Source organism: Streptomyces sp. ADMS, from assembly GCF_033441795.1.
In the GTDB taxonomy this organism is placed as follows: domain Bacteria; phylum Actinomycetota; class Actinomycetes; order Streptomycetales; family Streptomycetaceae; genus Streptomyces.
On record NZ_JAVFVX010000028.1, the window covers coordinates 1 to 15,523 of the forward strand.

Consider the following 15,523-nt stretch of genomic DNA (forward strand, 5'->3'; position numbering starts at 1 on the left):
ACCTTCCTGCTCCGAACCCGTCAGCTAACCCGGTAGGCGAGAAGGAAGGAAAGGACCAGCCACTACATGGCGTTCACCCGCGCCACCGGGAAGCACCGTCGTCCCAGCGGCCCCAGCCTTGTCAGCCGTACGACCGCCCGCGCGGCCGGAGTCGCGGCCCTCGCCACCACCGGCGTCGTCGGCACTCTCGCCGCCCCGGCCCTCGCGGCGGAGTCCGCCGTCGAGCAGACCGGCCTGACCCCGGTGATCTCTCTCGGTGAGTCACTCGCCGAGCAGATAGACGCGCAGGCCGCCGCCCAGGAGTTGGCCGCCGAGAAGGCCGCCGCCGAGAAGCGGGCCGTGGCCGCCGCGAAGAAGGAGGCGGAGAAGCGGGTCAAGGAGGCGCGCGAGGCGGAGGCCCGCGCCGCCCGTGAGGCCGAGCGCAAGCGCCTCAACAGCTACGTCGCCCCGATCAGCGGCTCGTACGTCTCCACGGGCTACAAGACGGGCGGTGCCGTCTGGTCCTCCGGCAGCCACACCGGTGTCGACTTCCATGCCGCGTCCGGCACCTCCGTCCACTCGGTGGGCTCCGGCACCGTCGTCGAGGCGGGGTGGGGCGGCGCCTACGGCAACAACATCGTGATCAAGATGATTGATGGTACGTACACCCAGTATGGTCATCTGTCGTCCATCAACGTCTCCGTCGGTCAGACGGTCACCCCGGGCCAGCAGATTGGCCTCGCCGGGGCCACCGGCAACGTCACCGGTGCGCACCTCCACTTCGAGGCCCGCACGACCGCGGAGTACGGCTCCGACATCAACCCCGTCGCCTACCTCCGCTCGCACGGCGTGAACGTCTGACGACCGCACGCACCACGCGACGTGGCCCCGGCTCCCCGAGTCGGGGCTTTCGTCGTTTTGGAGGGTGGTGTGTCCAAAAAATATCCATGGATTCCGGCCTGCCATCGGAAATTCCGGTTCTCTGCAATAGAGTCACGGAACACACGTCAATCGTCGACGTTTCACGGGGATTAAAGCGGAGGTCGGACATGCGTATTCCGGCGCACTCGGTATGCACGGCGATCCGGGACGACATCGTCGCCGGTGTCTACGAGCGCGGCAGCCGGCTCACCGAGGAATTGCTCGCGCGCCGGTACGGCGTCTCGCGCGTTCCCGTCCGCGAGGCCTTGCGCACCCTGGAGGCCGAGGGCTTCGTGGTGACCCGGCGGCACGCGGGCGCCTGTGTCGCGGAGCCCACCGAGCAGGAGGCGTCCGACCTGCTGGAGATGCGCATGCTCCTGGAGCCGCTGGGTGCCTCCCGGGCCGCCCAGCGGCGTACCGAGGCCCACCTGAAGGTGCTGCGGGGCCTGGTCAGGCTGGGGCAGGAGCGGGCCCGGAGGGGTAACAGTGAGGATCTGCGCTCCCTGGGGGGCTGGTTCCACGAGACGCTCGCCCAGGCCTCCGGAAGTCACGCTCTGACCGCGACGCTCACCCAGCTCCGGCACAAGATCGCCTGGATGTACTCGGTGGAGGCACCGGCCAACCCTGCCGAGTCGTGGGCGGAACACGGGGCGATCGTGGACGCCGTGGCGCGCGGTGACGGTGAGCGGGCGCGGGCGATCACGGCGCTGCACACCGAGCGGGCGACCATTGCGCACCGGCTGCGTTTTCCGGGCGGCGGGGAGCGCCCGGATCGTGTGAGAACTTCGCAACATCCCGTAAACATGACGGGTCTGCGTCATTAACACGGGCGCCGTATACAAAGAGGGTCGAATTCGCGGGGGCTATTTCTGCTGCCCGTGATCGGGAATTACGAAGGGCCCGCCCGATATTCGGGCGGGCCCTTCGTCGTGCGCAGATGGTGTTCTGGAGCGGGAGTCCGCCGCCACCATCAAAGAGGAGCCCCGCGGGGCTCCTCAGACCGTCTCGGGAAGTTCCTCGAGTCCCTCGGCCACCAGCTTCGCCAGACGGTCGAGCGCGGCGTCGGCGCCCTCCGCGTCGGAGGCGAGGACGATCTCCTCGCCGCCCTGGGCGCCCAGACCGAGGACCGCCAGCATGGAGGCCGCGTTGACGGGGTTGCCGTCGGCCTTGGCGATCGTCATGGGGACGCCGGCGGCCGTGGCCGCACGGACGAAGATGGAGGCGGGGCGGGCGTGGAGGCCCTCCGCCCAGCCGACGTTGACGCGGCGCTCAGCCATGTGATGCTGCCCTTCACTGTCTCAGGGTTGTCTAGACCATTGTTCCATAGCGTGAAGCGTGCCGGGAGGCAGGACGAGACCTGCCCCGGAACCGCGTTCGAACCCCGGCCTGGGCCCGACTTCGGTTCCCCACAGACTGCCTCGCGACGTTGTCGGACGCGAGCCGTACTCTGGGGCGCATGCAGAACTCGGCGGACCGGCACGAGTACCCCGCCCACTGGGAGGCGGACGTCGTGCTGCGCGACGGCGGCACCGCCCGTATCCGGCCCATCACGGCGGACGACGCCGACCGGCTGGTCAGCTTCTACGAACAGGTGTCGGACGAGTCGAAGTACTACCGCTTCTTCGCGCCCTATCCGCGCCTGTCCGCAAAGGACGTCCACCGCTTCACCCACCACGACTTCGTGGACCGGGTGGGGCTCGCGGCCACGGTCGGCGGCGAGTTCATCGCCACCGTACGCTATGACCGCATTGACGCCGACGGACTGCCCGCCTCCGGTCCCGCCAACGAGGCAGAGGTCGCCTTCCTGGTGCAGGACGCGCACCAGGGCCGGGGCGTGGCCTCCGCCCTCCTCGAACACATCGCGGCTGTCGCCCGCGAGCGCGGCATCCGCCGATTCGCCGCCGAGGTGCTGCCGGCCAACAGCAAGATGATCAAGGTGTTCACGGACGCCGGGTACACCCAGAAGCGCAGCTTCGAAGACGGTGTCGTACGCCTGGAGTTCGACCTGGAACCCACCGACCGTTCACTCGCCGTCCAACGCGCGCGGGAGCAGCGGGCCGAGGCGCGTTCCGTACGGCGGCTGCTCGCACCGGGTGCCGTGGTGGTCGTCGGCGTCGGCCGTGCCCCCGGTGGCGTCGGCCGCAGCGTTCTCGACCACATCAGGGCGGCCGGTTTCACCGGTGAGCTGCACGCGGTCAACAACGCCTTCCCGAAGGAGCAGCAGGCCATCGACGGAGTACCGGCCCACCGGTCGGTGCGTGACATCGAGGGCCCCGTCGACCTCGCGGTCGTGGCCGTACCGGCCGCGTACGTTCCGGCCGTCGTCGCCGAGTGCGGAGAGCACGGTGTGCAGGGGCTTGTCGTGGTCTCCGCCGGGTACGCCGAGAGCGGCCCCGAGGGGCGGGAGCGGCAGCGTGAACTCGTGCGGCACGCGCGCACGTACGGGATGCGCATCATCGGCCCCAACGCCTTCGGCGTCATCAACACGGCGGAGGACGTCCGGCTGAACGCGTCGCTCGCCCCCCAGATGCCCAGGCCCGGGCGGATCGGCCTGTTCGCGCAGTCCGGGGCCATCGGGATCGCACTGCTGTCCCGGCTGCACCGACGCGGGGGAGGCGTCACGGGGGTCACGGGCGTGTCCACCTTCGTCTCGTCCGGCAACCGGGCCGACGTGTCCGGCAACGACGTGCTCCAGTACTGGTACGACGACCCGGACACCGATGTCGTTCTCATGTACCTCGAATCCATCGGCAACCCGCGCAAGTTCACACGCCTCGCGCGGCGCACGGCGGCGGCCAAGCCGCTCGTGGTCGTGCAGGGGGCGCGGCACGGCGGTGCCGCTCCGCAGGGGCACGCCGTACGGGCCACGCGGTTGCCGCACGCGACCGTGTCCGCGCTGCTGCGGCAGGCCGGGGTGATCCGCGTCGACACGATCACCGAACTGGTCGACGCGGGGTTGCTGCTGGCCCGCCAGCCCCTGCCGACCGGGCCGCGGGTGGCGATCCTGGGCAACTCGGAGTCGCTGGGACTGCTGACCTACGACGCGTGCCTCTCCGAGGGGCTGCGGCCGCTGGCGCCGCTGGATCTGACGACGGGGGCGTCGCCCGAGGACTTTCACCGGGCGCTGTCGGAGGCGTTGGCGGGCGACACATGCGATGCCGTCGTCGTCACCGCGATCCCCACGGTGGGGGAGGCTTCCACCCGGGATGCCGCGTTGGCCGAGGCGCTTCGGTCGGCTTCGGCGGAGGTTCCTGGGAAGCCGGTGCTGGTGGTGCACGTGGAGCTCGGCGGGCTCGCGGAGGCGCTGTCGGCTGCCGCGAGTACGGCACCACAGGCGGTTTCAACGGCATCCGGTGTTGTCGACGGTGCCCACCCGTTCCGCGCTGCGGAACGCCTGCCCACGGCAGAGGCGGAACGGCCGCGCCCCGCGCCGGCGCCGCGGGCACCGGCATCCCCGCCTGTGCCCGCCCCCGAATCCTGCTCCCGTCTCATCCCCGCCTACCCCGCCGCCGAGCGCGCCGTGCGGGCCCTCGCCGAAGCCGTGAAGTACGCGCAGTGGCGGCGGGAGGCCGCCGAGCCCGGCAAGGTGCCCGAGTCCATCGACGCGGACATCGACGAGAAGCGGGCCGCGGAGCTGATCGGCGGGCTCCTCGCGCGCGGGCAGGGGCTCACCCTCGGTACGGACGAGACGTACGAGCTGCTCGGGACGTACGGCATCCCGGTCCGCAGGGCCCTGCCCGCCCCGAGCCCCGACGCCGCCGCGGCCGCCGCGCGGACCATCGGTTACCCCGTCGCCCTCAAGGCCACCGCCCCGCACCTGCGGCACCGCGCCGACCTGGGCGGCGTACGCCTGGATCTCGCGGACGAGGAGCAACTGCGGCGGGCGTACGCGGAACTGACCGCCCTCTTCGGGGACCCGGACGAGGTGCGGCCCGTGGTGCAGGGGATGGCATCGCGGGGAGTCGACACCGTTGTACGGGCGGTCATCGACCCGGCGGCCGGCGCGGTGCTCTCCTTCGGGCTCGCCGGGCCCGCCTCGCAGCTGCTCGGGGACATCGCGCACCGGCTGATACCGGTCACCGACCGCGACGCGGCCTCGCTGATCCGGTCGATCCGGACGGCGCCGCTCCTCTTCGGCTGGCGCGGCTCGGCGCCGGTCGACACCGGGGCGCTGGAGGAACTGCTGCTCAGGGTGTCGCGGCTGGTCGACGATCATCCCGAGGTCATCGCGGTGTCCCTGGAGCCGGTGGTCGTCGCGCAGCAGGGCCTGAGCGTGCTCGGGGCGTCGGTGCGGCTGGCACCGCCACCTGTCCGGGACGACCTGGGTCCCAGGACACTTCCTGTGTACTGAGCGGTGCCTCGCAGTCAGTGGGCCCCCGTAAGATGGGCACATGGCCAAGACCAGTACGTCGACCCAGGGGCTGCGAGCGGCGATCGAGCGCAGCGGCTACTACCCGGCCCTCGTGGCCGAGGCGGTGGAAGCCGCGATCGGCGGCGACTCCATCCGGTCGTACCTGGTCCACCAGGAGACGACATTCGACGCGAACGAGGTGCGTCGGCACGTGACCGTGCTCGTCCTCACGGGCAACCGTTTCATCGTCAGCCACACCGACGAGCAGGCTGAGGACACCACCTCTCCGACGCCGTACGCCACCACGTCCACAGAATCCGTGAAGCTGGGCCGGATCTCGTCCGTCGTCGTCAGCAGGGTCGTCGCCAACCCGGAGTCGTACACGCCGGGCACGCTGCCCCGCGAGGTCGTCCTGACCATCGGCTGGGGCGCCGTCTCCCGCATCGACCTGGAGCCTGCCGCCTGCGGGGACCCCAACTGCGAGGCGGACCACGGCTACACCGGCAGCTCGACGGCGGACGACCTGAGCCTGCGTGTCAGCGAGGCAGGTGACGGCCCGGAGACGGTCCGCCAGGCCCTCGTCTTCGCGCAGGCCCTCTCGGAGGCGACCGCGGACGTCGCCCGCTGATGGCGCAGCCCACCGCCTGGGACCACCCGGAACCACTTGCCGTCTCCTCCGCCCCCGTCCCGGACTACGGCACGGGCTCGCTCGCCGACCTGCTGCCCACGCTGGCCGCCGGCATGGACGTACCGGGAATGTCCCCCACGATTCCGGAGCTGGCGCCCGCCGACCGGAACTGTGTGTTCCTGATCGACGGACTGGGCTGGGAGCAGCTGAAGGCCCACCCGGACGAGGCACCCTTCATGACCTCGCTCCTGCACAGCTCGCGCGGTGACACAGGTCGCCCCATCACCACCGGCTACCCGGCGACCACCGCGACCTCCCTCGCCTCCGTCGGCACCGGGCTGCCGCCCGGCGCGCACGGGCTGCCCGGTTACACGGTGCGCAATCCGGCGACCGGCGAGCTGATGAACCAGCTGCGCTGGCAGCCGTGGACGGAGCCGCGCGCGTGGCAGCCGTACCCCACGGTGTTCCAGCTGGCGCACCAGGCCGGTGTGCACACGGCCCAGGTCTCCTCGCCGACCTTCGAGAACACCCCGCTGACGAAGATCGCGCTCAGCGGCGGAACGTTCCGGGGGAAGCTCTCGGGCGAGGACCGGATGGATCTCGCGGCGGCGCAACTGGCCGCCGGTGACCGCTCGCTGGTCTACACGTACTACGCGGAGGTGGACGGCAAGGGCCACCGCTTCGGCGTCGACTCGGACGCCTGGCGCGGTCAGCTCATGTACGTCGACCGGCTCGTCCAGCGGCTGGCGGAACAACTCCCGCCGCGGTCCGCGCTGTATGTCACCGCCGACCACGGCATGATCGACATCCCGTTCGACGAGCAGCACCGCATCGACTTCGACGAGGACTGGGAACTGCGCGCCGGGGTCGCGCTGTTGGGCGGTGAGGGCCGTGCGCGGCACGTCTACGCGGTGCCGGGCGCCCAGGCCGACGTACTGACCTGCTGGCGCGAGGTGCTCGGCGAGCAGTTCTGGGTGGCCTCACGCGACGAGGCGATCGCGGCGGGCTGGTTCGGGCCGACGGTCGACGAACGCGTGTACGCGCGGATCGGCGACGTGGTCGCGGCAGCGCGGGACGACGTTCTGATCGTCGCCTCCGAGCTGGAGCCGAGGGAGTCGGCGATGGTCGGCAACCACGGTTCGATGACCCCTGCGGAACAGCTGGTCCCGTTGCTGCAAGTACGCTCCTGAGGCCCGTCCTCCCCGACCGTCTCGCCCGACGTTCTTCCCGTCCTCCGCCTCACTCGCCGAAAGGTGCTCAACCTCCCATGCCCGAGCTGGTGTTCTTCTCCGGAACGATGGACTGCGGGAAGTCGACGCTGGCGCTGCAGATCGCGCACAACCGGTCTGCGAGGGGACTACAGGGGCTGATCTTCACCCGGGACGACCGCGCGGGGGAGGGGAAGCTCTCCTCGCGGCTCGGTCTGGTGACCGACGCCGTTGAGGCGGTGCTGGGGATGGATCTGTACGGCTATGTCGTGGACCGGGTGTCGCAGGGCGGCAGGGTCGACTACCTGATCGTGGACGAGGCACAGTTCCTGGCGCCGGAGCAGATCGACCAACTCGCGCGCGTGGTCGACGACTTGCGGCTCGACGTCTACGCCTTCGGTATCACCACCGACTTTCGCACGAAGCTCTTCCCGGGGTCGCGGCGGCTGATCGAGTTGGCGGACCGGATAGAGACGCTCCAGGTGGAGGCGATGTGCTGGTGCGGCGCGCGTGCCACGCACAACGCCCGCACCGTGGATGGCGAGATGGTGGTGGAAGGCGAGCAGGTCGTTGTCGGCGATGTGAGCAGCCTCTCCGCGGAGGTCGGCTACGAGGTGCTGTGCCGGCGTCACCATCGCCGTCGTATGACGAGCGCTTCCGCCCATGCCGGAGTGCTCTCGCCGGACGTCCTGCCGGTCGGCCCTGCCTGAGAGACGCCGGCCGAACAGGCTGTGCAGAGCTTGTCGGAGGACGGGCCGCGTCAGCTGCCGCCCCGGAAGTCGCCGGCTCTCCGGACGCGCCGCCCGTCACGCCGGTGCCTACGCCTTCCCTGAACGTTCCGTCCGAACCCTTTTTTGCTCCCCATACGACGAAGGTCACAAGTACGTACCGGACATTTCGCGCTTCAATCTTCACTTGAAGCGCACAAGTCGGTTAAGTTTGCCTCCGCATGACTTCCCAAGTCGCTGTTCGAACCCGACAGTTGACTCGGGGTCGGAACACGGAAGGAGCTCGTCCCGCATGGCGCCGGAACGAACCCGAGACGATGGGCCGAGCCGTGAGGAGGTCCAGCAACGGATCAACAGCCTCTACGACCAGGCCGAGAGTGTCACCGGGACCTTCAACGCCACCCGTGCGATGAAGCTGGGAATACGCAGACGCGTCACCCCGGCTCCCGACACTGCGCGGAGGAGCTCCGATCCCACCCTCGACGCGGTCGCGCGACCGTGGTTCGACGCGGCACGCGCCCAACGGGGGCCGATCGTGCCGACGGCACTGCCGCCCGACAGAAGGCCGGCCCGCTCGCCCGAGGCCAGGCCCGCTCGCCCCGCGAGCCTTCCCGCCGAGCTGACCGCCCGTCCCGCGCCGGAGCTGACCGCAAGGCCCATGGCCGCGTTGCCCCCGGGGCCGGTGGCCGAACTGTCGCCCGCGCCCATGGCCGAACTGCCGCCTGTGCCGGTGGCCGAACTGTTGCCCGCGCCGGTGGCCGAACTGCCCACCGGACCCGTGGCCGCGCTCCCGGCCCTCCCCGCACCACGGCAGGAAGTTTCGGGAAGCCTCAGCACGCTTCCCGTCGAGCCCAGTTGGTTCCCGACACCTTCCATGGGTGCCGCTCCACTCCCGACGGCCGACTCGTTGCCCGCCGACATGTGGCAGCAGTCCCAGGCGCCCGGCCAGGGGACGGACGTGTCCCTCGACGCGGGTACCCCCCTCTACGCGGGCACGCTCCGTGACGGGAACTACGCACTCGTCACCGAACTCCCCCTTGAGGCGGCCCCGTTGCCCGCCGCGGCCCCCTTGCCCGTCGTCGACCCGTTCCCCGTCACGGACACGACCTACGGCACGGGAGCCTACTTCGCCACCGAACCCTTCCCGGGCGTCGGCACCAGCGCGGGCACCGGATTCGGATTCGGCATCGCGTTCGGCCAGGAGTCCGGGGCGAAGGCATCGAAGGCGGTCGCCTTCGCCCGTGCGCAGATCGGCAGGCCGTGCGTCTGGGGTGCGGTGGGACCGGGTTCCTACGACAACTCCGGTCTCATCCAGGCCGCCTGGAAGGCCGCCGGGGTTGCGCTTCCGCGTGCCGTGCACGAGCAGGCGAGTGCCGGCGTGGCGATCAACCTCGCCGACATCCGCCCCGGCGACCTGGTCTTCTTCCACGGTGACGCGGGCCATGTCGGTCACGTGGGCATCTGCGTCGGTGACGGAACGATGATGCACGCCCCGCGTCCGGGGGCGACGGTACGCGAGGACTCGATCTTCGTCGCCGGCGAGGCGGCGATCCACAGCGTCCTGCGGCCCGCGTAGGGGCCCTCCCGGAGGGCCGTCAGCGGGCCCCCTGGATCAACGAGAACATTGCCCCCTCCGGGTCCGTCACCGTCGTCACGCGGCCGTGTGCGCTGTCGTGCGGGGGCTCGACGACATGGCCGCCCAGGTCCACGGCATGGGTGGCCGCCGCGTCCGTGTCGGAGACCTCGAAGTACGTCATCCAGTGCGGCCCGCGGTCGCGGGGCAGGGAGTTGCCCACGCCGTGGATGCCGGCGACCGGGCGGCCCTCCACGTGCAGGGTGACGTAGTCGAGGTTCGCCGACACCGCGGGCTCTTCCTCGTAGCCGAAGACGGTCTTGTAGAACTTGGCGACGCTCGACGAGTCGCGGGTCACCAGCTCGTTCCAGGCGGGTGTGCCGGGGACGCCGGTGATGCCCGCGCCCAGATGCGCGGCGGCCTGCCAGATGCCGAACACCGCCCCCATCGGGTCGGAGGCGATCGCCAGCCGGCCGGCCTCGGCCGCGTCCAGGGGACCAACCCCCACGGTGCCGCCGGAGTGCCGGACCGCCTCCGCCGTCAGGTCCACGTCGTCCGAGGCGAGGTACGGCGTCCAGGCGACGGGGAGGTGGAGGTCCGGCGGCAGCTGGCCGATGCCGGCCACCTCCCGACCGTCCAGCAGGGCCCGTACGTACCAGCCGAGCTGCTGGGGGCCCAGCTCGAACTCCCAGCCGAACAACTCCCCGTAGAAGTCCTGGGTCGCCGTCATCCCGTGCACCATCAGACTCACCCAGCAGGGTGTGCCGGGCGCGTGCCGGGCGGGCGCCTCGCTGCTCCGGCCGGCCGACTCCCGTGCCTCGGTCATCGTCACTCTCTCCTCGACCCCTCGCGGTGGCCGTGTGTCACTTCCGCTGTCCGCCGCGTCGGCGGACCTGCCGCATGCCGTCGTTCGGTGTACTTCGTCCGTACGTCGGTCGTGCCGTGCCGTGGTCTCGCGCGCACGCACGCTCCGTGCCGATGCTCGCACCACCCGCGGTATCGCGTGCCCGGGCCGCGCCGACCCCCGCACGTCCTCGTCCTGAGCATGCCCGAACCGTCGTGTCCCACCCGTTTCCGCACGATTGCCGCAGAGAGTCCATCGGTCGTACAGCATGTGCCCGATCCCGTACGCCGGGTGATCGAACCTGTCCGGCGGGAGAGTAGCCCGACCTGGCCGCCGCGGCCACCCCGTGCGCAAGGATGAAGCCATGAACGCCATCATCTCCGTACCCGAACTAGTGAACGAGTTGGCCGGTTCCCATCCGCCGGTCCTGCTGGACATCCGCTGGCAGTTGAGCATGCCCACCGGGGGCGGCGCGGCGCCCTTCGACGGGCGTGCCGAGTACGCGTCCGGGCACCTTCCGGGCGCGGTCTTCGTGGACCTGGACAGGGAGCTCGCCTCCGCGCCGGGGCCGGGCGGCCGGCATCCGCTGCCCGACCTGGCGGCGTTCGGCGCCGCCATGCGTCGCGCGGGCGTCTCGTCCGGCGTCCCGGTCGTTGTGTACGACGGAGGACAGGGCTGGGCGGCAGCCCGCGCATGGTGGCTGCTGCGCTGGACGGGTCACCCGGACGTGCGTGTCCTCGACGGCGGGTTGCCGTCCTGGGAGGGGGCGCTCGACACGGACGTACCCGCGCCCGCCGAGGGCGACTTCACGCCGGTGCCGGGTGCCGTGGGGCTCCTCGACGCCGACGGGGCCGCCGCGCTGGCCCGCTCCGGGCTGCTGCTCGACGCGCGTGCGGGGGAGCGTTACCGGGGTGAGGTCGAGCCCATCGACCGGGTCGGCGGACACATTCCGGGAGCGGTCTCGGCGCCCACCAACGAGAACGTCGGGGCGGACGGGTGCTTCCTGCCCGCGGACGAACTGGCGGCCCGCTTCAAGGCACTGGGCGCGGCGGACACGACCGCGGTGGGCGTGTACTGCGGCTCGGGCGTCTCGGGCGCTCATGAGGTCCTGGCCCTGGCGGTCGCGGGCATTCCGGCCGCGCTGTACGTCGGCTCGTGGTCGGAATGGTCGGGGGATCCGACGCGGCCCGTGGCCGTGGGGCCCGGTCCGCAGTAGGCCGGTGGCTCAACAGGTCGGCACCCCGTGGGGTCGTTCGCCCGAACAGGACGTGTACGACTGTGGGGCCGCACCGGACGGGCGCGGCCCCACAGTCGTACGAACAGTCCGTACGGGTGACTACTCCTTGTTCTTCCGGCGTGTGCCGAACACGATCTCGTCCCAGCTCGGTACCGCCGCTCTGCGGCCTGGGCGGACGCCGTCCGCCTCGGCCTGACGGTCGGTGGCGCCGACCAGACGGTCGCGGTGGGCGCCGACCGAACGGGGCATGAGCACGTCCGCGTACGCGGAACCGGCCGAGGCCGCGGGAGCGGGGGGCTCCTCCACCTCGGTTTCGGGTGCCGGTTCCTCCGGGGCTTCCGTGGAGGAGGGTCGTTCCGGCACGACCATGTCGCCGCGGAAACTCGGTACCGCCTCCAAGAGGCTGGTCAGCGAGTCACGCTCGCTCGCGCTCTCCTCGGCGGCGGGCTCGGCCGACGGCGCAGGCAGCACCGGGCGGTCGCGCGGCAGCCGGGCGATGCGCGGTACGAACGGGAAGCTGGGCTCGGGGGCCGCGAGGTCGTCCGACTCGCCGATCAGCGAGCGGGCTTCCTCGTCGACGGCCTGTACGAGCCGCCGGGGCGGGTCGTACGTCCAGCTCGCCGAGTGAGGTTCGCCGGCCACGAGGTAGACCAGCAGGACTTCCCAGGTTCCGTCGTCGCGGCGCCAGGAGTCCCACTGGACGGTGTCCTTCTCGGCGCCACGGATCAACAGCCGCTCCTGCACGGCCTCGCCGAGCTGTGGACCGGCGTTCTCGCCGGGCCGACGGACCGGAGTCTTCCGGGCCCGCTCGGCCATGAAGGCCCGCTCGGCCAGCACGGGGCCCTCGAAGCGACGTACGCGGTCGACCGGAATCCCGGCGAGCTGCGCCACCTCTTCCGCGGACGCGCCGGCACGTATGCGTGCCTGGATGTCGCGGGGGCGGAGATGACTCTCCACCTCGATCTCGATCTGGCCGAGGCGGGGACGGTCGCCGCGAACGGCGGCGCGCAGACGCTCATCGATCGGAAGCGTGTACTCCGTGCTGTCCGCAGCCTTCAGCACCAGCCGTGTGCCGTCGTTAGAGACGGCCACGACACGCAGTTCGGGCATGGGGACCTCCCGGGTGGTGCCTGCCGACGTCACGTGCGTCGCTGCTTCCGCTAGTCGAGTGTGGCCTGCCCGGGTGCAGCCTGCCACAACCTTGCCGAGTTGCCCGGCGTGTCGGGCGGGTGCCCGGGAACGCCGTTATGCCACGGTTATCTATTCGCAACGCTAAGTGACAAACTCCGTCACCCTGTGCAACGAGCTCCCTCTCGGAGGTCCTGGAAGGCCCTGGACGCCCAGGCGGGAGACCGGGCCCAGGGCTCGTAACAGTACTCCATTTGGGCCACGTGCGTGGATTGGCGCGCCACCCAATTCCTGCCGGGGAGTGCGAGTTGGCTGTTCCCCCGCCGGTTCCGTGACCTTGGGCGCAGCACAGTTCACGTAAACATCAGAAACGGAACCAATTGCTTCGCTATCCGCCGAGAACTCGCCGCAAGTAGTCGTTCTGGAACAGGCGTTCAGGGTCGAGCCGGTCCCGCAGAGCAGTGAACTCCCCGAAGCGGGGGTAGACGCCGGCGAAGTACTGGGCGTCCCGTGTGTGGACCTTGCCCCAGTGCGGCCGTCCCTCGTGCGCCGTGAAGATGCGTTCCGCGGCGGTGAAGTACGCCTGGTAGGGCGATCCTCGGAACATGTGGACGGCGATGTAGGCGCTGTCGCGGCCCGAGGCCGTGGAAAGCGTGATGTCGTCCGCGGGGGCTGTGCGCACCTCCACGGGGAAGCTGATCCGCATGTCCGATCGGTCGACCATCGCCTTGAGTTCGCGCAGCGTCTCCACCAGGGCCTCGCGCGGAACGGCGTACTCCATCTCCACGAAGCGCACCCGGCGCGGAGACGTGTAGACCTTGTACGGGATGTCGGTGTAGGTCCGCGCGGACAGGGCCTTGCTGGAGATCTGGGCGATCGCCGGGATCGTGGCGGGCACGGTCCGGCCCACCAACTGGGCCGCCTGGAAGACGCCGTTGGAGAGGAACTCGTCCTCGATCCACCCGCTGACCCGGCTGACCGGCTTCTCCGGGCCCGCGCTGCGGTTGTTGCGCTTGGTGTTGGTGTTGCCCGTGTGCGGGAACCAGTAGAACTCGAAGTGCTCGTTCTCGGCCCAGAGTTCGTCGAAGGCGCTGGTGACCCTGTCGAAGGTCATCGGCTCCTCGTGGGCGGTGAGCAGGAAGAGGGGCTCCACGGAGAACGTGATCGCGGTGATGATCCCCAGGGCTCCGATGCCGACCCGGGCCGCCGCGAAGACCGCGCGCTCTTCTTCGGTCCCTTTCTCGGAGCAGGTGAGCACCGAACCGTCCGCCGTCACCAGCTCAAGTGCCGTGATCTGGGCGGCTATCGAGCCCGACTCGCGGCCCGTGCCGTGCGTGCCGGTGCTGGTGGCGCCCGAGACCGTCTGCTCCATGATGTCGCCCATGTTCGTGAGCGACAGGCCCTCGCGTGCGAGGGCCATGTTGAGTCTCTTGAGGGGAGTGCCCGCCTCGACCGTGACCGTCATGTTCTCGCGGTCGACATTGCGTATTCCGGTCAACAGCTGAGGACGGATCAACACCCCGTCGGTGGCGGCGGCCGCCGTGAAGGAGTGCCCCGTGCCCACGGCCTTCACCCTCAGGCCGTCCTCGGCCGCCTTCCTCACCGCGGCGGACAGTTCCTCCACGGAAGCGGGCGTGACCTCCCGGGCGGGCCGGGCGGTGACGTTGCCCGCCCAGTTACGCCACGTGCCGCTCTTGCCGCTCGCTGTGCTGCTCAACGGTGCCTCCCCGACGCGGAGCCGGCCTGCTCAGCCGGCGGTACCCGAGGAAACCGACCGCGACCGCGACGGCTCCGGAGGCCACCGGAACCCCGTACCCGGCGCTCGCACCGGCGGCGTCGATCACCCAGCCGGACACGGAGGAGCCGAGCGCGACGCCGACCGCGAGCCCGGTGCTCACCCAGGTCATGCCCTCGGTCAGTTGCGCGCGTGGTACGTGCTGTTCGATGAGGGACATCGTCGTGATCATCGTGGGAGCGATGGACAGACCCGCAACGAACAGCGCCACGGCCAGAAACGGCAAGTTTCCGACCAGTAGGAGGGGGATCATACTCACGGCCATCGCACATATGCCCAGCAGCCACCGGCGTTCCGGGGCTCCCGGGAGGCGCAGCAGCCCGAACACGGCTCCTGCGACGCAGGAGCCCGCCGCGTAGAGGGCCAGTACGACGCTCGCGGCGCCCTGATGACCCCGTTCCTCGGCGAAGGCGACGGTGACCACGTCGACGGCCCCGAAGATCGCCCCGGTGGCCGCGAAGGTGACCGCGAGGACCTGGAGACCGGGGGCGCGCAGTGCCGAGCCGTCCTTGTGCCGCGTGCGCGGATGCGGCTTCGGCTCGGTGTCGCGCTGGGACGTCAGCCAGAAGACGCCGACCGCCAGGAAACAGGCGGCGAGCAACGGACCCGCCTCCGGGAACCACGCCGTGGACAGACCGATCGAGATGATCGGCCCGAAGATGAAGCAGATCTCGTCCACCACGGACTCGAAGGAGTACGCGGTGTGCAGTTGCGGGGTGTCCCGGTACAGGGCCGCCCAGCGCGCCCGGGTCATCGCGCCGACGCTCGGAACGCAGCCGATGCCGGCGCTGCACACGAACAGCACCCAGTCCGGCCACTCGAAGTGCGCGGCGAGCAGCAGCCCGGCCGACGCCAGCACGGCGCAGAGCGTCGCGGGACGCAGCACCCGGCGCTGTCCGTGCCGGTCGACCAGGCGCGAGACCTGCGGGCCCGCCACCGCGGCCGCCAGGGCGATGGTGGCCGAGAGCGCGCCCGCGAGCCCGTACCGCCCGGTGAGCTGCGAGACCATCGTGACCACGCCGATGCCCATCATCGACAGCGGCATCCGGCCGAGGAACCCCGCGGCGGTGAAGCGCCTGGAGCCGGGGGCGGCGAACAGGGCGCTGTAAGGGCTGGGCACGGGGGAGACTC

The 15,523-nt window shown here is 70.8% G+C and carries 13 protein-coding genes and 1 riboswitch; of the genes, 8 read left to right on the forward strand and 5 right to left on the reverse strand.

The window, feature by feature from the left end; translation table 11 throughout:
- Nucleotides 1–54: riboswitch (cyclic di-AMP (ydaO/yuaA leader) on the forward strand. This riboswitch is flagged as partial in the annotation.
- Nucleotides 55–66: 12 nt separating this feature from the next.
- Together RB628_RS14710 and RB628_RS14715 are read left to right on the forward strand one after the other, a co-directional pair.
- Nucleotides 67–840: a M23 family metallopeptidase gene (locus RB628_RS14710; RefSeq protein ID WP_318320853.1), complete on the forward strand. Its 774-nt coding sequence runs from the start codon at nucleotides 67–69 to the stop codon at nucleotides 838–840.
- A 188-nt stretch (nucleotides 841–1,028) separates the two neighbouring features.
- The gene (locus RB628_RS14715) at nucleotides 1,029–1,724 is read left to right on the forward strand and encodes a GntR family transcriptional regulator (protein WP_318320854.1); all 696 of its coding nucleotides are present in this window, start codon (nucleotides 1,029–1,031) and stop codon (nucleotides 1,722–1,724) included.
- 171 nt (nucleotides 1,725–1,895) lie between these two features.
- Here the strand turns inward: RB628_RS14715 and RB628_RS14720 are convergent, their stop codons facing one another.
- The gene (locus RB628_RS14720; protein ID WP_100575907.1) at nucleotides 1,896–2,177 is read right to left on the reverse strand and encodes an HPr family phosphocarrier protein; all 282 of its coding nucleotides are present in this window, start codon (nucleotides 2,175–2,177) and stop codon (nucleotides 1,896–1,898) included.
- A gap of 179 nt (nucleotides 2,178–2,356) precedes the next feature.
- On the opposite strand from RB628_RS14720, the gene RB628_RS14725 reads away from it, so the two are divergent.
- From RB628_RS14725 to RB628_RS14745, 5 genes are all read left to right on the forward strand, one after another.
- Nucleotides 2,357–5,251, forward strand: coding sequence for a GNAT family N-acetyltransferase (locus RB628_RS14725; RefSeq protein WP_318320855.1), 2,895 nt, complete (start codon nucleotides 2,357–2,359; stop codon nucleotides 5,249–5,251).
- A 40-nt stretch (nucleotides 5,252–5,291) separates the two neighbouring features.
- On the forward strand, nucleotides 5,292–5,879 hold the full coding sequence (locus tag RB628_RS14730) for a DUF5998 family protein (protein ID WP_318320856.1): 588 nt from the start codon (nucleotides 5,292–5,294) through the stop codon (nucleotides 5,877–5,879).
- Complete coding sequence (locus RB628_RS14735) at nucleotides 5,879–7,069, forward strand: alkaline phosphatase family protein (protein WP_318320857.1); 1,191 nt, start codon at nucleotides 5,879–5,881, stop codon at nucleotides 7,067–7,069. Before RB628_RS14730 ends, RB628_RS14735 begins: the two co-directional genes overlap by 1 nt.
- A gap of 77 nt (nucleotides 7,070–7,146) precedes the next feature.
- Entirely contained in the window at nucleotides 7,147–7,797 is a 651-nt protein-coding gene (locus RB628_RS14740) for a thymidine kinase (RefSeq protein WP_318320858.1), read from the forward strand.
- A 310-nt stretch (nucleotides 7,798–8,107) separates the two neighbouring features.
- Nucleotides 8,108–9,391, forward strand: a complete 1,284-nt coding sequence (locus RB628_RS14745; protein WP_318320859.1) for an NlpC/P60 family protein — start codon at nucleotides 8,108–8,110, stop codon at nucleotides 9,389–9,391.
- A gap of 19 nt (nucleotides 9,392–9,410) precedes the next feature.
- On the opposite strand, the gene RB628_RS14750 is transcribed toward RB628_RS14745, so the two are convergent.
- On the reverse strand, nucleotides 9,411–10,214 hold the full coding sequence (locus RB628_RS14750; protein ID WP_318320860.1) for a VOC family protein: 804 nt from the start codon (nucleotides 10,212–10,214) through the stop codon (nucleotides 9,411–9,413).
- A 382-nt stretch (nucleotides 10,215–10,596) separates the two neighbouring features.
- Between RB628_RS14750 and RB628_RS14755 the strand changes: the two genes are divergently transcribed.
- Nucleotides 10,597–11,448: a sulfurtransferase gene (locus RB628_RS14755; RefSeq protein WP_318320861.1), complete on the forward strand. Its 852-nt coding sequence runs from the start codon at nucleotides 10,597–10,599 to the stop codon at nucleotides 11,446–11,448.
- 120 nt (nucleotides 11,449–11,568) lie between these two features.
- Here RB628_RS14755 and sepH read toward each other — a convergent pair whose 3' ends face one another.
- The 3 genes from sepH to RB628_RS14770 all read right to left on the reverse strand — a co-directional run bounded on the left by sepH (nucleotide 11,569) and on the right by RB628_RS14770 (nucleotide 15,512).
- Complete coding sequence (gene sepH, locus RB628_RS14760; protein ID WP_318320862.1) at nucleotides 11,569–12,579, reverse strand: septation protein SepH; 1,011 nt, start codon at nucleotides 12,577–12,579, stop codon at nucleotides 11,569–11,571.
- 406 nt (nucleotides 12,580–12,985) lie between these two features.
- Nucleotides 12,986–14,314 (reverse strand): D-arabinono-1,4-lactone oxidase, encoded by a 1,329-nt coding sequence (locus RB628_RS14765; RefSeq protein ID WP_318320863.1) that lies wholly within the window; start codon nucleotides 14,312–14,314, stop codon nucleotides 12,986–12,988.
- A complete protein-coding gene (locus RB628_RS14770) occupies nucleotides 14,274–15,512 on the reverse strand; it encodes an MFS transporter (RefSeq protein ID WP_318320864.1) in 1,239 nt (412 codons plus the stop codon). Before RB628_RS14770 ends, RB628_RS14765 begins: the two co-directional genes overlap by 41 nt.
- Between the last annotated feature and the right edge of the window lie 11 nt (nucleotides 15,513–15,523).